This is a genomic window from Streptomyces sp. UC4497, assembly GCF_054871485.1.
The window spans coordinates 53770-73589 of sequence record NZ_JBTYHB010000002.1 but is presented as its reverse complement, the minus strand read 5'-3'; the positions used below and the strand labels follow the sequence as shown (position 1 = coordinate 73589).

20 protein-coding genes are annotated in these 19820 nt (G+C 70.7%); 15 read left to right on the top strand and 5 right to left on the bottom strand.

Annotated features, from left to right (window positions below; all coding sequences use genetic code 11):
* Nucleotides 1-23 precede the first annotated feature (23 nt).
* From ACYSUO_RS03040 to ACYSUO_RS03000, 9 genes are all read left to right on the top strand, one after another.
* A complete protein-coding gene (locus tag ACYSUO_RS03040) occupies nt 24-626 on the top strand; it encodes a riboflavin synthase (protein WP_266721883.1) in 603 nt (200 codons plus the stop codon).
* A complete protein-coding gene (locus ACYSUO_RS03035) occupies nt 623-1273 on the top strand; it encodes a nicotinamide mononucleotide transporter family protein (RefSeq protein WP_461774429.1) in 651 nt (216 codons plus the stop codon). Before ACYSUO_RS03040 ends, ACYSUO_RS03035 begins: the two co-directional genes overlap by 4 nt.
* Nucleotides 1270-2550, top strand: a complete 1281-nt coding sequence (locus ACYSUO_RS03030; RefSeq protein ID WP_461774428.1) for a bifunctional 3,4-dihydroxy-2-butanone-4-phosphate synthase/GTP cyclohydrolase II — start codon at nt 1270-1272, stop codon at nt 2548-2550. Before ACYSUO_RS03035 ends, ACYSUO_RS03030 begins: the two co-directional genes overlap by 4 nt.
* A gap of 36 nt (nt 2551-2586) precedes the next feature.
* Nucleotides 2587-3072 (top strand): 6,7-dimethyl-8-ribityllumazine synthase, encoded by a 486-nt coding sequence (ribH, locus tag ACYSUO_RS03025; RefSeq protein ID WP_266721889.1) that lies wholly within the window; start codon nt 2587-2589, stop codon nt 3070-3072.
* A 34-nt stretch (nt 3073-3106) separates the two neighbouring features.
* Nucleotides 3107-3379, top strand: coding sequence for a phosphoribosyl-ATP diphosphatase (locus ACYSUO_RS03020; protein ID WP_425836281.1), 273 nt, complete (start codon nt 3107-3109; stop codon nt 3377-3379).
* Nucleotides 3380-3437: 58 nt separating this feature from the next.
* Nucleotides 3438-4286 carry an ATP phosphoribosyltransferase gene (gene hisG / locus ACYSUO_RS03015; RefSeq protein ID WP_461774427.1) on the top strand — a complete coding sequence of 283 codons (849 nt, stop codon included), beginning with the start codon at nt 3438-3440 and terminating at the stop codon, nt 4284-4286.
* A gap of 11 nt (nt 4287-4297) precedes the next feature.
* On the top strand, nt 4298-4747 hold the full coding sequence (locus ACYSUO_RS03010; RefSeq protein WP_461774426.1) for a PH domain-containing protein: 450 nt from the start codon (nt 4298-4300) through the stop codon (nt 4745-4747).
* A 276-nt stretch (nt 4748-5023) separates the two neighbouring features.
* The gene (locus ACYSUO_RS03005; RefSeq protein ID WP_461774425.1) at nt 5024-6361 is read left to right on the top strand and encodes a hemolysin family protein; all 1338 of its coding nucleotides are present in this window, start codon (nt 5024-5026) and stop codon (nt 6359-6361) included.
* Entirely contained in the window at nt 6358-7440 is a 1083-nt protein-coding gene (locus ACYSUO_RS03000) for a hemolysin family protein (RefSeq protein ID WP_461774424.1), read from the top strand. The genes ACYSUO_RS03005 and ACYSUO_RS03000 overlap by 4 nt, the downstream gene beginning before the upstream one ends.
* Before the next feature lie 31 nt (nt 7441-7471).
* Here ACYSUO_RS03000 and ACYSUO_RS02995 read toward each other — a convergent pair whose 3' ends face one another.
* A complete protein-coding gene (locus ACYSUO_RS02995) occupies nt 7472-9334 on the bottom strand; it encodes an AAA family ATPase (protein WP_461774423.1) in 1863 nt (620 codons plus the stop codon).
* Nucleotides 9335-9741: 407 nt separating this feature from the next.
* Nucleotides 9742-10383, bottom strand: coding sequence for a uridine kinase family protein (locus tag ACYSUO_RS02990; protein ID WP_461774422.1), 642 nt, complete (start codon nt 10381-10383; stop codon nt 9742-9744).
* 204 nt (nt 10384-10587) lie between these two features.
* Between ACYSUO_RS02990 and ACYSUO_RS02985 the strand changes: the two genes are divergently transcribed.
* Nucleotides 10588-11970: a peptidase C39 family protein gene (locus ACYSUO_RS02985; protein WP_461774421.1), complete on the top strand. Its 1383-nt coding sequence runs from the start codon at nt 10588-10590 to the stop codon at nt 11968-11970.
* 105 nt (nt 11971-12075) lie between these two features.
* The gene (locus ACYSUO_RS02980; protein WP_461774420.1) at nt 12076-12570 is read left to right on the top strand and encodes a hypothetical protein; all 495 of its coding nucleotides are present in this window, start codon (nt 12076-12078) and stop codon (nt 12568-12570) included.
* Between the two features lie 6 nt (nt 12571-12576).
* On the opposite strand, the gene ACYSUO_RS02975 is transcribed toward ACYSUO_RS02980, so the two are convergent.
* On the bottom strand, nt 12577-14058 hold the full coding sequence (locus tag ACYSUO_RS02975) for a M1 family metallopeptidase (RefSeq protein WP_461774419.1): 1482 nt from the start codon (nt 14056-14058) through the stop codon (nt 12577-12579).
* Nucleotides 14059-14243: 185 nt separating this feature from the next.
* Here ACYSUO_RS02975 and ACYSUO_RS02970 point away from each other — a divergent pair, with 185 nt between their 5' ends.
* A complete protein-coding gene (locus ACYSUO_RS02970) occupies nt 14244-14396 on the top strand; it encodes an SCO1431 family membrane protein (RefSeq protein WP_461774418.1) in 153 nt (50 codons plus the stop codon).
* 121 nt (nt 14397-14517) lie between these two features.
* Nucleotides 14518-15147 (top strand): TetR/AcrR family transcriptional regulator, encoded by a 630-nt coding sequence (locus ACYSUO_RS02965; protein WP_461774417.1) that lies wholly within the window; start codon nt 14518-14520, stop codon nt 15145-15147.
* 58 nt (nt 15148-15205) lie between these two features.
* Here ACYSUO_RS02965 and ACYSUO_RS02960 read toward each other — a convergent pair whose 3' ends face one another.
* Nucleotides 15206-16447, bottom strand: coding sequence for a glycoside hydrolase family 18 protein (locus ACYSUO_RS02960; RefSeq protein WP_461774416.1), 1242 nt, complete (start codon nt 16445-16447; stop codon nt 15206-15208).
* A gap of 308 nt (nt 16448-16755) precedes the next feature.
* On the opposite strand from ACYSUO_RS02960, the gene ACYSUO_RS02955 reads away from it, so the two are divergent.
* Entirely contained in the window at nt 16756-17925 is a 1170-nt protein-coding gene (locus ACYSUO_RS02955; protein WP_461774415.1) for an acyl-CoA dehydrogenase family protein, read from the top strand.
* A 20-nt stretch (nt 17926-17945) separates the two neighbouring features.
* Here ACYSUO_RS02955 and ACYSUO_RS02950 read toward each other — a convergent pair whose 3' ends face one another.
* A complete protein-coding gene (locus ACYSUO_RS02950) occupies nt 17946-18071 on the bottom strand; it encodes a hypothetical protein (RefSeq protein ID WP_461774414.1) in 126 nt (41 codons plus the stop codon).
* 631 nt (nt 18072-18702) lie between these two features.
* Between ACYSUO_RS02950 and ACYSUO_RS02945 the strand changes: the two genes are divergently transcribed.
* A complete protein-coding gene (locus ACYSUO_RS02945; RefSeq protein WP_461774754.1) occupies nt 18703-19776 on the top strand; it encodes a hypothetical protein in 1074 nt (357 codons plus the stop codon).
* Nucleotides 19777-19820 lie beyond the last annotated feature (44 nt).

Genomic DNA, 19820 nt, shown 5'->3' with positions numbered 1-19820 from the left:
CCCGTAAAGGGAGGACCCGGGAAGTGTTCACCGGAATCGTCGAAGAGCTGGGCGAGATCACCGCCGTCGAGATGCTCGACGACGCCTGTCGCTTCCGTGTGCGGGGCCCGGTCGTCACCGAGGGCGCGAAACACGGGGACTCCATCGCCGTCAACGGCGTGTGCCTCACCGTCGTCGAGCACGGGAACGACGAGTTCACCGCCGACGTCATGGCCGAGACCCTCAAGCGCTCCAGCCTCGGCGCACTCGCCACGGGCTCCCGCGTCAACCTCGAACGGCCGATGGTCGCCGACGGCCGCTTCGGTGGGCACGTCGTGCAGGGCCACGTGGACGGCACGGGCACGATCGTCGAGCGGACCCCCTCCGAGCACTGGGAGATCGTCAAGATCTCGCTCCCTGCCGAGCTGTCCCGCTACGTCGTCGAGAAGGGCTCGATCACCGTCGACGGCGTGAGCCTGACGGTCGTCGAGGCCGCCGACGACTACTTCACCATCAGCCTCATCCCCACCACCCTCGCCCTGACCACGCTCGGCGTGAAGCAGGCCGGCGACCCGGTCAACCTCGAGGTCGACATCATCGCGAAGTACGTGGAGCGGATGCTCGGAACCCAGGGCGGTGCGCGGTGAACTGGCTCAACACCGAGGCGTTCACGATCTTCGGCCAGCACATCCTCTGGTCCGACATGATCGGCAACACGATCGGTCTCATCGCCCTCGCGCTCGGCTGGCGCCGCTCCATATGGACCTGGCCCGCCCAGCTGATATCCGGCGCGATCCTGCTCACCGCCTTCGCCACCGCCCACCTCTCGGGCAGCGCGGGCAAGCAGCTCGTCGTCATCGTCGTCGCCCTCTACGGCTGGTGGCAGTGGAACCGCGGCAAGGGCCAGGCGCAGGACGGCTCCATCGCCGTCCGCTTCGCCACCTGGCGCGAGCGCGGCTACCTGGTGGGCGCCGCCGCCGTCGGCACGCTCGCCGTGGGCGGCCTGTTCACCGCGTTCCCGACGCTGTCCTGGGACCCGTGGCCGGACGCGTACATCTTCGTCGGCACCGTCGTCGCGATGTACGCCCAGGCCCGCGGCATGGTCGAGTTCTGGTTCGCCTGGCTGCTCGTCGACCTCGTCGGCGTCCCCCTGAACTTCGCCAACGGCTTCGCCTTCTCCGGCTTCGTCTACGTCATCTACGGCGCGCTCGTCCTGTGGGGCATGCGCGACTGGTGGCTGCGCTCCCGCGCGGCCGCTACCACCGCCCCGGCCCTGGAAGGAGCCCGCGCATGAGCACGGCACCCAACCTCTACGAGGTCGAGGACCTGTCCCTCGACCCGGTCGAGATGGCCGTCCGCGACATCGCCGCAGGACGCCCCGTCGTGGTGGTCGACGACGAGGACCGCGAGAACGAGGGCGACCTCGTCGTCGCCGCCGAGAAGATCACGCCCGAGATCGTCGCCTTCATGATGAGCGAGTGCCGCGGCCTGATCTGCGCCCCCATGGAGGGCGACGAGCTCGACCGGCTCGAGCTGCCGCAGATGGTCGGCCAGAACACCGAGTCGATGCAGACCGCGTTCACCGTCTCCGTCGACGCCTCCGGCGCGCACGGCGTGACGACCGGCATCTCGGCCGCCGACCGCGCGGCCACGCTCCGGCTCCTCGCCTCGGGAAGCAGCGAGCCCGGCGACTTCGTCCGCCCCGGCCACATCTTCCCGCTGCGCGCCAAGGAGGGCGGCGTCCTGGTCCGCGACGGCCACACCGAGGCCGCCGTCGACCTCGCGCGGCTCGCGGGCCTGCGCCCGGCCGGCGCCATCGTGGAGATCGCCGGTGAGGACGGCGTGATGCTGCGCCTGCCCGAGCTCGTCCCGTTCGCCCGCAGGCACGGCCTGACGATCATCTCCATCAAGGACCTGATCGACTACCGCCGCAGTTCCGAGCCCACCGTCAAGCGCGCGGCGACCGTCCAACTCCCCACCGCCTTCGGCGAGTTCACGGCCTACGGCTACCGCTCCACGGTCGACGGCGTCGAGCACGTCGCCCTCGTGCACGGCGAGCTCGGCGACGGCGAGGAGGTCCTCGCCCGGATCCACTCCGAGTGCCTGACCGGCGACGTGTTCCACTCGCTGCGCTGCGACTGCGGCCCCCAGCTGGAGGAATCCATGCGCCGCATCGTCGAGGAGGGCCGCGGCGTCGTCGTCTACCTGCGCGGGCACGAGGGCCGCGGCATCGGCCTCGTCTCCAAGCTGCGCGCGTACGAGCTCCAGGAGCAGGGCCGCGACACCCTCGACGCCAACCTGGAACTCGGCCTGCCCGCCGACGCCCGCGACTACGCCGCCGGCGCCCAGATCCTCGGTGACCTCGGCGTGCGCAGCCTGCGCCTGATGACCAACAACCCCGACAAGACCGACGCCCTCACCCGCCACGGCCTCAAGGTCACCGAGCGGGAGCCGATGCCCGTCACGGCGGGCGAGCACAACCTGCGCTACCTGCGCACCAAGCGGGACCGCATGGGCCACGACCTGCCCTGGCTGGACGCCCCGCGGACGTCCGCCTGCAACAACCAGTAACCCCATTTCGAACGACGTACGTACGAGGAGAAGCGCGTGAGCGGCAAGGGTGCACCCGAACTGAGCGTGAAGAACTGCGGCGACCTGCGCGTGGCCGTCATCGCGGCCCAGTGGCACGAGCAGGTCATGGACGGACTCGTGGACGGCGCCCTGCGCGCCCTGAACGAGCTGGGCATCAGCGAGCCCACCCTGCTGCGCGTCCCCGGCAGCTTCGAGCTGCCTGTTGTCGCGAAGGTCCTCGCGGGCCGCGGCTACGACGCGATCGTCGCGCTCGGCGTCGTCATCCGCGGCGGCACCCCGCACTTCGAGTACGTCTGCCAGGGCGTGACGAACGGCCTCACCCAGGTCACCGTCGACACCGGCGTCCCCATCGGCTTCGGCGTCCTGACCTGCGACACCGAGGAGCAGGCGCTCGACAGGGCCGGCATCGAGGGCTCCAACGAGGACAAGGGGCACGAGGCGGTCACCGCGGCCGTCGCCACCGCGACCACGCTCCGTACGATCGCCGAGCCCTGGCGCTGACGGCCGGCTCGGGACGCGTAAAGTAGACGCCACCATGTCCAATAAGACGTTCGAGGAGCTCTTCACCGAGCTCCAGCACAAGGCAGCCAACGGCGACCCCGCCACTTCCCGCACCGCTGAACTGGTCGGCAAGGGCGTCCATGCCATCGGCAAGAAGGTCGTCGAGGAGGCCGCCGAAGTCTGGATGGCCGCCGAGCACGAGGGCAAGGAGGCAGCCGCCGAGGAGATCTCGCAGCTGCTCTACCACGTGCAGGTGATGATGGTCGCCCGCGGCATCTCCCTCGACGACGTGTACGCGCACCTTTAAGCCCGCGTACCGACCACCCCATCCGCAACTCACCCCTTACGCAAAGGAATCCGACCTCATGCTGCGCATCGCCGTCCCCAACAAGGGTTCACTCTCAGGGCCTGCGTCGGACATGCTGCATGAGGCCGGATACCGGCAGCGCAAGGAGTCCAAGGAACTCGTCACGGTCGACCCGGACAACGAGGTCGAGTTCTTCTACCTGCGCCCCAAGGACATCGCGATCTACGTGTCCTCGGGCAAGCTCGACATCGGCATCACCGGCGAGGACCTGCTGATCGACTCCGGCGCCGAGGCCGAGACGATCCTGCCGCTCGGCTTCGCCCGCTCCACCTTCCGCTTCGCCTCAAGGCCGGGCGCCGTGAAGGACCTCGCGGACCTCGCGGGCAAGACGATCGCCACCTCCTACGAGGGCATCGTCGGCAAGTACCTCGCCGAGCGCGGCGTCGAAGCCAACGTCGTGCACCTCGACGGCGCCGTCGAGACCGCCATCGAGCTCGGTGTCGCCGAGGCCATCGCGGACGTCGTCGAGACGGGTACGTCCCTTCGCAACGCCGGCCTGGAGGTCTTCGGCGAGCCGATCATGCGCTCCGAGGCCTGCGTCATCCGCCGCAAGGGCGAGACGACGGACGACCCCAAGGTGCAGCAGTTCCTGCGCCGCCTGCAGGGCGTCCTCGTCGCCCGGACGTACGTGATGATGGACTACGACTGCCGCGCCGAGCACCTGGAGAAGGCCGTCGCCCTCACGCCCGGCCTGGAGTCGCCGACCGTCTCCCCGCTGCACAACGAGGGCTGGGTCGCCGTCCGCGCGATGGTCCCGGCCAAGGGCGCGCAGCGCATCATGGACGACCTGTACGCCCTCGGCGCGCGGGCCATCCTCACCACGGCCATCCACGCCTGCCGCCTCTGAGGACGTCCACCATGTCCGACCAGCCCAGCCTGCCCGTCACCTTCCGGCCGGGCCGCACCCGCGCCGTCCTGCACACGCTCGGCGCCGCTTCCTTCGTGGTGATCACGATCGTCGCGCTGCTGCTCGGCGGCCTGAGCCCGGGGGAGAAGGCCAGCTTCGTCTTCACCGGGGCGCTGTTCTGGGGCGTGCTCTGGCTGCTGGCCCGTCCCAAGGTCGTCGCCGACACCGAGGGCGTCACGGTGGTCAACGTGGCGCGCAGCCGCCGGCTGTCCTGGGCGGAGATCGTCCGGGTCAACCTGCGCCCGGGCGACCCCTGGGTCTTCCTCGACCTCGCCGACGGCACGAGCATGGCCGCCATGGGCATCCAGCCCGGCATGGCCAAACAATCCGCCATCCGCGACGCAAAGGCGCTCCGCGCCCTGACGGAGTCGGCCCACCAGTCAAGCCCCGCCGGCGATTGAGGCGCGGGGTCCGGGGCAGAGCCCCGCGACGTCAACCCCGGCGCCGCCGACTCCGGGACGAGCAGCCCCTGACACATCGCCCCCCGGCTTGATTAACCTGGTCCCGGGGCGCGCCACAAGTGCCGCCCCGCCCTCACCCCGCCACCGGCGGAGCCAAGGGCTCCTGCGAACCGAGGAGTGACTCCCTCCAGCGATGGACGGATCGTCCGGTAGTACCTGCGCCGCCCCCTCCCGACACGGCACGCCCCGCGCGCTGACGTCCCCGGAGGCGGCGGCATGACCACCCCGTTGCTGCTCCTCGCGGCAGCCTTCCTCCTGATCCTCGCCAACGGCTTCTTCGTGGCGGCCGAATTCGGCCTCGTCACCGTGGAACGCCCCGACGCCGAGAAGGCCGCGGCCGCGGGCGACAAGCGCGCCCGCACGGTCGTGAACGCCCTCAAGCAGCTGTCCTTCCAGCTCTCCGGCACCCAGCTCGGCATCACCATCACCTCACTGGTCGTCGGCATGCTCGCCGAACCGGCCCTCGCCGAGCTGCTGCGCGGCCCCTTCACCGCCGTCGGCCTGCCCGAGGGCGCCGTCGGCGGCATCTCCGTCGTCGTCGGCATGCTGCTGGCGTCCGCCGTGCAGATGGTGATCGGTGAACTCGTGCCGAAGAACTGGGCGGTGTCGAAGCCGCTGCAGGTCGCCCGGTTCGTGGCCGGCCCGCAGCACGCGTTCTCCCGCCTGTTCCGGCCGGTCATCGCCCTGCTCAACGCCGTGGCGAACCGCATCGTGCGCGCGCTCGGCGTCGAGCCCGCCGACGAACTCGCCTCCGCCCGCACCCCGGGCGAACTGGTCTCCCTGGCCCGGCACTCCGCGCAGGCGGGCGCCCTGGAACAGGACACGGCCGACCTCTTCGTACGGACCCTGTCGCTCGCCGAGCTGACCGCGCAGCACGTCATGACGCCGCGCGTGAAGGTCAGCGCGCTGCAGTCGTCCGCGACCGCCGAGGACGTGGTCAACCTGACCCGCGCCACGGGCCTGTCCCGCTTCCCGGTCTACCGGGAGCGGATCGACGAGATCATCGGCATGGTCCACCTCAAGGACGCCCTCGCGATGCCCGCGCACGAGCGGCTGCGCACGCCGGTCGGCCGCATCGCGCAACCCCCGCTGCTGGTCCCCGAGACCCTCCCCGTACAGCCCTTGCTGGCCCGGCTGCGCAGCGAGCAGCCGATCGCCGTGGTCGTCGACGAGTACGGCGGCACGGCCGGGGTCGTCACCCTGGAGGACATCGTGGAGGAGCTCGTCGGTGAGGTCCGCGACGAGCACGACGGTCTCGACCTTCCCGAACTGGCGGTCGCCCCGTCCGAGGACGGCCGTCCCGCATGGGAGGCCGACGGCAGCTGCCGCGTCGACATCCTGCGCCGCATAGGCCTCGACGTCCCCGAGGGCCCGTACGAGACGGTGGCGGGGCTCGTCGCCGATCTCCTGGGCCGCATCCCGGCCCCCGGCGACAAGGCCGAACTTCCGGGCTGGCGCCTGTCGGTGCGAGCGGTGGACCACTACAGGGCAGAGCGCGTTCGCATCGTGAAGACCGCCGACGCGCCCACGCCCGTCCTGGAGGCGGCCCGATGAGCGCGCTGCAACTCGTCTTCGCGGCCCTGCTGGTCCTCGCCAACGGCTTCTTCGTCGGCGCGGAGTTCGCTCTCGTGTCGGTCCGCCGAAGCCAGATCGAACCCATCCCCGGCAAGCGGGCCAAGCAGGTCCTGTACGGCCTCGAGCACCTGCCGCAGATGATGGCGGCGGCCCAGTTCGGCATCACCGTCTGCTCGCTGACACTCGGCGCGGTGGCCGAACCGACCGTGGCCCACCTCCTGGAGCCCGTCTTCGAGGCGGCCCACGTCCCGCACGGCATGATCCACCCGCTCGGGTACGTGATCGCGCTCGCGGCCGTGGTCTTCTTCCACCTCGTCATCGGCGAGATGGTCCCGAAGAACCTGGCGATGGCGGCGCCGGAGAAGACGGCGCTGTGGTTCAGCCCCGGCCTCGTCGCCTTCGCCCGCCTCTGCAAGCCGGTCACGATCGCGCTCGGCGCCTGCGCCCGCCTGATCCTCAAGGCCTTCCGGGTCGAGCCCAAGGACGAGGTGGAGGCGGTCTTCACGAGCGAGCAGCTCAACCGTCTCGTGGAGGACTCGGGCCAGGCGGGACTCCTCGCCCCCGAGGAGCAGGAGCGCCTGGAGGACGCCCTGGAACTGGGCTCACGCCCGGTGACGGACGTCCTGATCGACCGCGCCTCCCTGGTGACGGTCGGCCCCGCGGTCACCCCGGCCGAGATCATCGGACTCACGGCCCGCACGGGCTACTCGCGCTTTCCGCTCTGCTCCGAGGACGGCGCGTTCATGGGCTACCTCCACGTGAAGGACGTCCTCGACCTGATCGACGGCCCCGACATGGACCGCGCGGTGCCGCAGCAGCTCTGGCGGCCCATGGCCACGCTGCGGGCCGAACTCCCGCTGGACGACGCCCTCACGGTGATGCGCCGCGCCGCCACCCACCTGGCCAAGGTCGCGGACGCCTCCGGCCGCGTACTCGGCCTGGTCGCCCTGGAGGACGTACTGGAACTCCTGGTCGGCGAGGTCCGGGACCCGGCCCACCGCGAGACGGACCCGCCCCGCGTCCCGGTGGCCCGAAAGCGCGAGGGGGCGCTGGCGTAACTGTTCCGGGCGGGGGCCGTCCGCCACCGAGTCACCCGGCGGACGGCCCCCGCCCCGACAACACCTCGCCATACGCCTGCATCAGATCCGGCAACCGCAACGTCGCCAGGTCATCCCGAGTGGGCTCCACCGCATACCCGGTCAACCGCAGATCGCGATACGCACACGACTTCTCGTACAGCGTCCGCAGGAACCGCCCGTTCCCGAGCTCGTCGATCCACCCCTGGTCCACCACATGCCCGGCGATCGAGCGGAGCTCGTCCCGCGCCTCCTCGTCCCACACGTCCCCGTTCTCCGCGGCCAACACCTCGCCGATGGAAGTGAGTTCGAGCGGCCGGTACGACGGGAAGTCGACCCGCGTCGTGAACCGCGACGAAAGCCCGGGGTTGGCGGCGAGCAGCCGGTCCATCCCCTCCGGGTACCCGGCGAGGATCACGACCAGGTGATCCCGGTTGTCCTCCGCCCGCTTCAGCAGCACCTGAAGCGCCTCGTCGCCGTACGCGTCGCCCTTCCCGTAGCCGGAGTTGGACAGCGCGTACGCCTCGTCGACGAACAGCACGCCACCCAGCGCCGAGTCGATCAACTCGTTCGCCTTCACGGCCGTCTGTCCCAGATACTCGCCCACCAGGTCCGCCCGCTGCGCCTCGACCAAATGGTCGCCGCCCAGCAGCCCGAGCGCGTAGAAGACCCGTCCCAGAATCCGCGCCACGGTCGTCTTGCCCGTACCCGAGGGTCCGGAGAACACGAAGTGCCGTTTCGGCGGCTGGACCGGAAGCCCCTGCCCCGACCGCAGCCGCGCCATGTTCAACTGGGCGGACAGCGCCTTCACTTGGCGCTTCACGGGCTCCAGGCCCACCATCCGCTCCAGCTCGCTGAGCGCCTCCTCCAGGAGCACCGGATCCGTGCTGCTGGCCGGCGGCGGCGCGGGCACCGGCACCACGGCCTTCTCCCGCACCATGTCGGCGTCATCGGCGGCCGAGCCACCGGGAGGCGGCAGATCGGGGTCGGTGACCTTCAGATCCCGCCCGTCGCTCTCGTACAGCGGATCGCCCATGTCGCCGTCGGGCCCGTCCTGATACCCCGTCATGGACAGGGGCGCGAGGTCCGTCCCGTCGCCGAAGTCCCCGTACCCGTCCCCCTCGGCGATCGCCGCGAGCCGCGCGGAGGTGTCCATGAAGGCGGGGTCGACCCGGTGCACCGCCCGGTACAGGGGGAGCGCGGCCGCCGAACGCCCGGTGCCCTCATGGGCCCTGGCCAGCCAGTAGCGCAGCTCCTTGCGCTGCGGCTGCTCGCTGCGACAGCGCATCAGGGCCGAGGAGAGCAGCGGCTCCGCCTGCCCGTACATCTCCAGGCGCACCCGGGCCATGCCGCCGAAGAGACCGGCCTCGATGCCGAGCATCGGGTCGTCGGTCAACGGGTCGGTGTGCCGGACCAGTTGATCCCAGTCCTTCACCAGGTACGAGCGGCAGGCGTGCAGGAACCGCACCTGTGGATCCGCGTCGAACGGCGGCAGGGTGGCCAACGCCCGGTCCAGGTCCGGGACATGGCGCCCGTCCAGCCAGTGCGAGGCGTGCGCGAGCAGCAGGTCGCGCGGATGCTCGAGCACCGGCTGCACCCACCAGCCCAGCCAGTACCAGGAGTTGAGCGTGCGCCGGTGGCGCATGCGCTGCTCGCCGAACCGGTCGCGATGCCGGAACATGCGCAGCAGCGCCGTCGTCGTGTCGACGCGCAGGGCGTGCAGCCCGAGCCAGCCGTCGGCCATCCCCGGGTCCATCCGTACCGCCGTGCGGAATTCGTCCTCCGCCTGCGGATACGCACCCGTGGTGTAGGCGTCGACGCCTCGCAGCCAGGCGAGGTCGGCCGGGCCGGCCTGTGCACCGGTGCCGAAGTCCATCACGTCCCCCACAAACCGTGCCCCCGATGAACCGCTCTGTCATGGACGGGAGTTGTCACGATGCGGACAGCGAGCCGTCCGTAGACCGCACCGAGGGCATCGTACCCGCGGGGGTGAGCTCGGCCGTAGGGCGCGACCCGGTCGGATCGGGGCCAAGGCAGGGGGATTCGGCGCAGGTGGGCGTGGTTCCGGATGGTGACCCAGGGTGAGCAGATGACGCCTCGGTGCGCCCGGGAAGGGGCCTTGAGGGCAGAACGAAGCCCCCGATCACGGGGGAACAACCGGGGGCTTCGCGTCTGTAGGCGGTCCCGAAAGGCCGCACATTGAGAACGTAAGTCCTGTACGGCCCCTCGGTCAAGCAGAGTTGAGGCTCTCGTGGAAAGTGGCGGAAGGCCGTTTCCACAGGTTCACCGGACCGCTGGCGGTCCATCACTGTGAGTGATGGTCTCGTTCAAGGGTGGGATCCCGTCAGGCCCTTCCCGCATCTCATATCCCTCTGAACACTCGCGTACCAAAAGGTCTGCGAAGGGGAGGGAAGGGTTCTCTTTGAAGTGCTTTTGCTCCGCTGGGATCCAGCCGTCCCAGAACTCCCGTTGCGCCTCGCCGTCCCGCGCCCGCCCCCGCGCCCACGCCGCCTCGCGGGGCATGTCGAGCCACAGCAACATCGCGAGTTCCGGCCGAAGTTCGCTCCGGCCCGCCCCGACGCCCTCGATCAGGACGACGTCCGCCGGCGACAGTTCGCGCGCGGCGGTGTAGCGGCGGGCGTGCCAGTCGTACGTCTCGTAGCGCGCGGCCTCGCCGCGGGAGAGCGGGGCGAGGACCTGGGCGCGCAGCCGCTCGGTCCAGCCGAAGAGCGCGTCGTGGCTCGCGAGGTCGTCGAGCCGCAGGACGGGCGCCCCGCCGAGCGCCTCCGCGAGCCGCACCGCGAAGGTCGACTTGCCGGAACCCGCGTGCCCGTCGATGCCGACGAGCCGCACGGGACCGCAGGAGGGCGGCAGCCGGCGGATCCGGTCGGCGCAGTCGGCGAGGGGCGCATGGTGGTAGCTCACGGCCGCAAGGGTACGACGCCGCCCGGATCGGTTTCGCGCGCGCCGCCGCAGGTCATGCCAGTGGTGAAGACCAATATTCGTGCCGGTGCCCCGCTGCGAAACGCTGGTGGAAATCCCGCCCCGGCGGCCATAGTTGGCGCACTCTGTCACGTCAGTCTCCGTCTCCGTCACGTCCGTCAGCACCGACGACCGAGGGATCAGCCGATGACCCGACCCGAAACCCCCTCCCCGCTCTCCCGGAGAACCGTTCTCGCGGCGGCCGCGGGCGCCGCGCTCGCCACGACGGCCGCGATGGGCTCCGCGCGCGCCGCCACGCCCGCACACTCCACGCGGAAGGGCGCCGTGAACCGCTTCGTGGACAACCGCACCTGGACGACGTCCGCCGACTGGAACTCCGGCACCGCGCACGGCACGCGCGTCGTGAGCGGCGCGCGCCCCGGCGTGACGATCGGCGCGCCCGCCGGCACGACGACGTACAAGGACCCACACCTGAACAAGACGGCCGAGTGGGAGTACGCCGAGTGGCTCTCCCCGGTCCACGCGCTCGCGGTCCCCGCCACCGAGGTCATCGCGTCCTGGAACGCGCGCACCCCGAAGGGCACCTGGATCGAGATCGAACTCCAGGGCACCTACACGGACGGCGCCACGACCCCCTGGTACGTCATGGGCCGCTGGACGGCGGGCGACGACAAGGAAGCCGACATCCGCCGCACGTCCGTGGACGACCAGTCGGACGGGAAGTCGAGCATCTGGACGGACACGTTCTCCATCGACGACCCGGCCTCGGGCCTGCGCCTGGTCTCCTACCAGCTGCGCCTGACCCTGCTGCGCGCGCCGGGTTCGAACGCGGCGCCCACGGTGTGGCGCCTGGGCGCCATGGGCTCGGACGTCCCGGACCGCTTCACCGTCCCCGCCTCCAGGCCGGGCCTCGCCAAGGAGCTGAAGGTCCCGCGCTACTCGCAGAACATCCACGTCGGCCAGTACCCCGAGTACGACAACGGGGGAGAGGCCTGGTGCAGCCCCACGTCCTCGCAGATGATCATCGAGTACTGGGGTCGCAAGCCGACGGCCGAGCAGCTCGCCTGGGTGAACCCCTCGTACGCCGATCCGCAGGTCTGTCACGCGGCGCGTTATACGTATGACTACCAGTACGAGGGCTGCGGCAACTGGCCGTTCAACGCGGCGTACGCGGCGACGTACAAGGACATGCAGGGCGTCGTCACGCGCCTCTCCTCCCTCGCCGACCTGGAGAAGCTGATCGCGGCCGGGATCCCGGCCATAACGTCCCAGTCGTTCCTCAAGGAGGAGCTGACCGGCGCGGGCTACGGCACCTCGGGACACCTGATGACGGTCATCGGCTTCACCGCCGGCGGCGACGTGATCGCCAACGACCCGGCCTCACCCAGCGACGCCGCGGTCCGCCGCGTCTACAAGAGGCGCGAGTGGGAAAATATCTGGCTCCGAACGAAGCGCTACAACGCCGACGGCAAGGTCGTCTCCGGCACCGGCGGCGTCTGCTACCTGTACTTCCCGGCCGCCCCGACCGAGAAGCAGCGCAAGGCGCTGGCGGCGGTGGGCGTGCGCTGACCGCCGCGCGGACCGATGAATCGGACCGCCCACCGTGGTCTCCTCATGTGAAGGGGCGCCCCTGTGCACCCCTGTGCATCCCTGTGAGGAGACCACGGAGACACCATGCGGCAGCAGAACACGAACCACCCGGCTCTGGACACGCTGGACCCGCTCCTCGGCGAGTGGCGGCAGTGGGCACTCGTCGAGGGCGCTCCCGGCGGCCGGATCGGACCGATCCCGACCTCCTACGCGCGCACGCCCGACGGCGGCTTCCTCGTGCAGCGCGCCGACCTCGCGCCGGACACCGCGGCCGCCCTTCCGGAGGGGTGGCGCGAACACCACCCGTTCCCGACCGTCGCCTATATCGGATACGACGACGCCGTAGGGCACTTCACGATGCTCTACGCCGACGGACGCGGCGTCTCGCGTGTGTACGGGCTGCGCCTGGTCGACGGGGAGCTGCGGATCTGGCGGGCGGCCCCGGACTTCCACCAGCGCTTCTCCGCCCGGTTCGACGCGTCGGGGAACACGCTCACGGGCGCCTGGGAGGCGTCGAAGGACGGAGAGGCGTGGCAGACGGACTTCGGGGTCGTGTACGAGCGGGTCGCCGGCCGGTGACGCGGGTCAGCCGGTGACGACCGGTTTCACCACCCAGTCGGGATGGCCCGGCATCGGTGGGGTCTTGGAGCCGTACAGCCACGGGCGCAGGAAGCCCTTCAGATCGTGGCCCGCGACCTTCGAGGCGAGTGCGATGTAGTCGGCCGTCGACGCTGTCTTCCCGCGGTACTGCGTGACCCACGCCCGTTCGATCTTCGCGAAGGTCTCCGCGCCGACCTGCTCGCGCAGCGCGTACAGGACGAGCGCCGAGCCGTCGTAGCGCATCCGCTTGAAGAGGTTCGGCTCGGTGGGCTCGGCGGGGGCGCCGGCGTCGTGGCGCCACTGGTCGTGGTTCTCGTACGCCGTCCTCATCGCGGCCTCGAAGCTGTCGCCGCCGTGCTCCTCGGAGTACCAGCGCTCGTAGAAGCGGGCGTGGCCCTCGCTCAGCCACAGGTCGGACCAGGTGGCGATGCCGACGCTGTCGCCGAGCCACTGGTGGACCAGCTCATGGACGAGATTGCGCTCGGCGTCGACCTTCGTGCCGAGCAGGTCCGCCTTCGGGACGAGCGAGAGGGTCTGTGTCTCCAGGGCGACGCCGAGGTCCGTGTCGCCGACGAGGACGCCGTACCGGTTGAACGGGTAGGGCCCCAACTTCTGCTGGAGCCAGGTCAGATGATCGGGCGTCAGGTCGCGGTACTGCTTGGTCGGCGCCACGAGCGCGTCCGGCACGACGTCCCGCAGCGGCAGCCCGCCCGGGCCCTTGCTGTCGATCAACGTGAAGTCACCGATGGCCAGTTGGACCAGCTGCGTCGCGATCGGCTGCTCGGAGTCGTACGTCCAGCGGACCCGCCCGTCGCTCCGCTCGGTGCGGTCGACGAGGCGCCCGTTCGCGACGGCCGTCCGGTCGGCCGGCGTCGTCACGCGGAACGTGAAGGGGGCGCGCCTGCTCGGGTGGTCATTGGCCGGGAAGATCATCTTGGCGCCGTTGGGCTGCGGGTACAGGACCGTCCCGTCGGGCGTCGGGATCCAGCCGTAGTCCTCGATCGCGTCGTCGCGGTGGCGCACCTGCGTCGGGTCGGCGGTGTACCCGACCTTCACGGTGAAGGCGCTGCCCTTGGGGATCGGCGAGGCGGGCGTGACGATCAGCTCGTCGCCCTCGCGCCGGGTCTGCGCGGCGCGGCCGTTCACGGTCACCGAGTGCAGCTCGTTCCCGGCGAAGTCGAGGTCGAAGCGGGACAGCGCCTGCGTCGCCGTGGCCTTGACGGTGGTGGAGGCGGCGAACGGGGTCCTCGGCGCCCGCCAGTCGAAGTCCAGCGTGTAGTGGCGCACGGTGTAGCCCCCGTTCCCGTCGAGCGGGAACATCGGGTCGCCGAGGCCCGCGGCGCCCGGCCTCGGGGTGTCGGTGGCCGCCCGGGAGACGGCCGCCGGGCCGGTCAGCGCCGCGCTGACGGTGATCGCCGCGGCGAGGACGAGACGGGTTCTGCGGCGTGGTGTCCGGTACGTACTCATCGAGAACCTTCCGGTCGGACGGAACGCGTCGCTGTATGGGACGCACGACACGGCGGCCCGGTTGTACGTGACCAAGGTCTCGGCGGCGCGGCGGCGATCCGATGGCATGGTGGAGAAAGCGCCACAGGGGGCACGGGCGCAGCCGGGGGACTCAGGACCAGCACCGCGACCCGAGCGAGACACCCATGACCGCACATTCCGCCACCGCTTCCACCGCCGCTCCGCGCACCCGCACCGGCGGGCCCGACGACAACGGGCCGAAGATCCTCGAACACGTCCTGGGCTGGACCTTCGTCGTGGTCCTCGCGATGCTCGTCACACAGCTCGGCCTGATGTGACCGGCCCGTCGCCCACGGCGACGTGACACGCACCACCACGGCCCCCGCCGTGCAGCCGTGCGGACGCCCCGGGAAGTGCCATACTGCGGCATTCGCACGGAGTCCGAGACCAGGGCCGGAATTGAACACTAGCCACCAGCGGGTGCGCGGCAGCGAACGCTCCGCCACCCGCCGCGCCGAACTCATCGCCATCGGACGGAAGTTGTTCGCCGACACGTCCTACGACGCGCTGTCCATGGACGACATCGCGCAGCACGCGGGCGTGGCCAAGGGGTTGATCTACTACTACTTCGACTCCAAACGCGGCTACTACCTGGCGATCATCGAGGAGTCCGTCGGTGAACTCGTCGACGGCGCGAGCAGCGTCGGCGACCTGGCCCCGGTGGAGCGGGTGCACCGCACGGTGGAGGGCTATCTGCGCTACGCGGAGCGGAACCAGGCGGCGTACCGCACCATCGTCACGGGTGGGGTGGGCTTCGACGCCCAGGTGCAGGCCATCAGGGACGGGGTGCGCGACGCGCTGATCGCCACCATCGCCCGCGCCGCGTACGGGACTTCGTGGGTGCCGCGGCTCCCGCGGACCGCGCTGCTCGGCTGGCTGTGCAGCGTCGAGGGCATCACGCTCGACTGGATCGGCCACCACGAGCTCGAACGGGACGCGGTGCGCGCCCTGTTGGTGCGCACACTCGGCGAAACCCTGCGCGTGATCGAGGAGTTCGAACCCTCGTACCCCGCGCCAGTGCTCCCCTGACCACGCGCACGTACGCGCGCGTGCGGCCAGGGGAGCGTGTGGGGGGGTGCCTGTAGGGCTAGTTGATCGCCTTGATCAGTTCACCGTCCGAGGTGTCCCCGGACAGCTCCCAGAAGAAGGTGCCGCCGAGGCCCTGCTGGTTCTTGTAGTCCATCTTCCCAGCGATGGTCCCCGGGGTGTCGTAGCTCCACCAGTCGTTCCCGCAGTGCGCGTACGCGGTGCCGCCGACCGTGCCGGTGGCCGGGCACTTGCTCTTGAGCTCCTTGTAGTCGTCGATTCCCTGCTCGTACTTGCCGGCCGCGGGCCCCGTCGCCGTGCCACCGGGAGCGTCCTGCGTGACGCCGGTCCAGCCGCGCCCGTAGAACCCGATCCCGAGCAGCAGCTTGGAGGCGGGCACGCCCATCGCCTTGAGCTTCGCGATGGTGGCCGAGGTGTCCCAACCCGCCTTCGGGATCCCGTCGTACGAGGTCAGCGGCGAGTGCGGGGCGGTGGGCCCCTTCGCGTCCCAGGCACCGAAGAAGTCGTACGTCATCGGGTTGTACCAGTCGACGTACTGGGCGGCGCCCGCGTAGTCGGCGGCGTCCAGCTTGCCGCCCTCGGAGGCGTCGGCCGGGATGGCGGAGGTGATCAGGTAGTCGCCGCCGAACTTCGAACGCAGCGCCGACATCAGGTTCTTGTAGGCGTCGCGCCCGCTGGTGTCACAGGTGAGACCGCAGGCGTTCGGGTACTCCCAGTCGATGTCGATGCCGTCGAAGACATCGGCCCACTTGGAGTTCTCGACCAGGTCGTAGCAGGACTGGGCGAACGCGGCCGGGTCCTTGGTCGCCTCGCCGAACCCGCCGGACCAGGTCCAACCGCCGAAGGACCACAGGATCTTGAGGTCCGGGTGCTTCTTCTTCAGCTTCAGGAGCTGGTTGAAGTTGCCGCGCAGCGGCTGGTCCCAGGTGTCGGCGACCCCGTCCACGGACTGATCGGCCGTGTACGCCTTGTCGGTCGCGGCGTAGGCGTCGCCCATCGCGCACTTGCCGCCCTGGACGTTGCCGAAGGAGTAGTTGATGTGCGTGAGCCTGTCGGCGGAGCCCGACGTCTCGATGTTCTTGACGTGGTAGTTCCGGTCGTAGACACCCCACTCGGTGAAGTATCCGACGACCTTCGAGACGGCCGCTTTCGGCTCGGTGTCGGTCTGCTGTTGCGCGGCGGCGCTGCCGGCTCCGGCGAGCAGCCCCGCGCCGAGGGCGACGCAACACGCGGCGGAGAGGAGGGCCTTGAGGCCCCTACGGGGGAGGTGCGGTCTGAGCATCGTGTCTCCTCGTGGGGGAGGGGAGCGTGGGGGATTGTGCTGTGGACCTGCGCGCCGCACCTTAGAAGGACTAGACCAGTGGGGTCAATGGTACGAACCAATTCCGGCGCCGCGGAAAAACTTGGAGTAAGCGCTCGTTAACTGGTGACGGGGCGCTCCGGATCGGGAATACTCAACACGCCGCGGCCGCTTGGTCTGCGCTTTCCGTGATCCGGAAGGGCAGCATCGGCCCGGCAGTGACCATCCGGCGACGCCCGCCCACCCGGCGGTCGTCGCCGCAGCGCCCGCCCAGGGAGGAGAGCGTCGCCATGCCGGAGCCAGGAGTCGAGCGTCAGCTGCCGACGGACGAAGCTCAGGATCTGCTGCGGCTGGTCCGCGACATCGCGCAGCGGGAGATCGCCCCGCGCGCGGCCGAGGACGAGGAGGCGGGCCGCTTCCCGCGCGAGATCTTCAAGCTCCTCTCCGAGTCGGGACTGCTCGGACTGCCGTACGACGCCGAGTTCGGCGGCGGCGAGCAGCCCTACGAGGTCTATCTCCAGGTCCTGGAGGAGCTCGCGGCCGCCCGCCTCACGGTCGGCCTCGGCGTCAGCGTGCACTCGCTGTCCTGCCACGCCCTCGCGAACTTCGGCACGAAGCAGCAGCGCACCGAGCACCTGCCCGACATGCTGGGCGGCGGCCTGCTCGGCGCCTACTGCCTCTCCGAGCCGTCCTCGGGTTCCGACGCGGCGTCCCTGCGCACCAAGGCGGTCCGCGAGGGCGACGACTGGGTGCTCACGGGGACGAAGGCCTGGATCACCCACGGCGGCGTGGCCGATTTCTACACGGTCCTGGCCCGCACCGGCGGCGAGGGCGCGCACGGCATCACGGCGTTCCTGGTGCCCGGGGACGCGGCGGGGCTGAGCGCGGCGGTGCCCGAGAAGAAGATGGGCATGAAGGGCTCGCCCACCGCCCAGATCCACCTGGACGGGGTGCGGGTGAGCGACGCGCGCCGCATCGGGGACGAAGGGCAGGGCTTCCAGATCGCCCTCTCGGCGCTCGACTCGGGTCGCCTCGGGATCGCGGCCTGCGCGGTCGGCGTCGCGCAGGCCGCTCTCGACGCGGCGGTGGAGTACGCGAAGGGGCGGGCCCAGTTCGGCCGGCCCATCGCGGACTTCCAGGGATTGCGCTTCATGCTCGCGGACATGGCCACGCAGATAGAGGCGGGCCGCGCCCTGTATCTGTCGGCGGCCCGACTGCGGGACGCGGGCAGGCCCTTCTCCAAGCAGGCCGCCATGGCGAAGCTGCTGTGCACGGACGCCGCGATGAAGGTCACCACGGACGCGGTGCAGGTCCTCGGGGGGTACGGCTACACGGCCGACTTCCCCGTGGAGCGCATGATGCGCGAGGCGAAGGTGCTCCAGATCGTCGAGGGCACCAATCAGATCCAGCGCATGGTCATCGCCCGTCACCTCGCCGGTCCTGAGAGGGGCCGGCAGTAGGTCCCGCGACGCCGCGGGACCTACTGCCGGGTGCTCTGCATCGCGCTGAACTGCCCGGTGCGCACGGTGGGCGCGATCAGCCGCGCCCACTCCGGGTCCTCGCAGCCCGGCAGCGTCCTGCCGCGCTCGGTCCAGGCCGTGACCATCGCCTGGTAGATCGGCGGGTTGTGCAGGCGCGGCTGGGGCGGCTGCGGGTGCGGCGGCCGGGCCTGCTGCGGCCGGGGGAGCGGCTGCGGTCCCGCGGGCTGGAGAGCGGGCGGCCCCGGGGGCCCTACGGCCGGGGGCGTCGAGGGCCGCGGGGACTGGGCGGCCCGGGGGGTGCGCTGAACCTGTGACGTTGGCTGGGACTGCTGTTCCTGTGGCACCTGCTGGCCTTGGGGGAGCGGGTGGGACGTAGGGGACGTGGGGGACTGGCGGCCCTGGTGAACCGATTCTGCGGTAACCGGCACGAGGATGCGCCTGCGTCGTCCCGTGGGCGCAGGTGCCGAGGTCTGCGTCGAGGTCATGCCGGGTCAACGAAAGAGGGATCCGCGAGGTCACTGGTTGACGAATTCGAGCGTCAGTTCACGACATACCCGTACGCGTGGCATCGGCCGGTCGAACGTCTGGCCAGCACTGCCGGGCTGACGTACCGTCAACTCCGCCGCCGGGCAGGCCGCACCCCTCCGGGCGACGTCAACCGCCGTGCTCCCAGGGAGGTTTGCCGTGTCCGCAAACGAGGCCGTTGACCGCCCCGTCGCCTTCGACGAGTGGCCCGTCCACCAGGTCCCGCTGTCGATGAAGCACGTCGCCACCAGCGACCGCAACGCCTACGACCGCTGCATCTTCCATGTCTTCGACCCCACAGGGCAGTTCCTGCTCATCCTCGGCCTCGGCGTCTACCCGAACCTCGGTGTGATCGACGCCTACGCCACCCTGCGCGTCGGCGACACCCTGCACGCGGTCCGCGCCTCCGACGCCCTGGGCGAGGACACGCGGATGAGTATGCGCGTCGGACCGCTGCACATCATGGTCGAGCGCCCGCTCAAGGACTTCATCCTGTCCTGCGCCGCCGACCCGGACGACCCCGACGGACTCTCGTACGAGATCAACTGGAGCGCCGACTTCCCGGCCCTGTGGGAGCCGCACCACACCCAGCGCAAGGGTGCGCGGCTCACTCTGGAGGGCAAGCGGTTCGTGCAGGCCGGGCAGTGCGACGGTTGGCTGCGGATCGACGGCCGGGAGATCCGGGTGGGTGGCTGGACCGGGACCCGGGACCGGAGTTGGGGCGTGCGGCCGGTGCCGGGGGAGGAGGGCGGCCGGCTCGCGCAGGAGTACCCCACCGAGGGCTTCCACTGGATCTGGGCGCCGATCCGCTTCGACGACCGCTTCCTCATGGTGATCACCCAGGAGGACGCCGACGGCTACCGCACCCTGAACGAGGCCATGGTCGTCCGCGAGGGCCACCGCGACCGCCAACTCGGCTGGCCCCAGACCGACATCACCTACCGCCCCGGCACCCGCCACCCCGAGCGCGCGGTCATCCACCTCATGGACCCGGTCGACCGCAAACCGCTCGACGTGGGCGTCGAGATCCTCGCCTCCTCCCCGCTCGCCGTCGGCGCGGGCTACCCGCCGGCCGACGCCTGGCAGCACGGGACCTGGCGCGGCCACGACTGGTGCGACCGGCGGACGTACGACCTGGCGGACCCGGCGGCCCACCCCCTGGCCGCGTACGGGGTCATCGACCACGCGGCCCGCTTCACCCTCGACGGGCAGGTCGGGCACGGCATCTTCGAGCACGGTTCCTTCGGGCGCCACGACCCGAGCGGCTTCACGGGCTTCGACTCGGTGGCCCCGGAGCGTTCGTGACCACTGCGCGTTCGTAACCACCCTTCACGGAGAGGGAGTTCGGC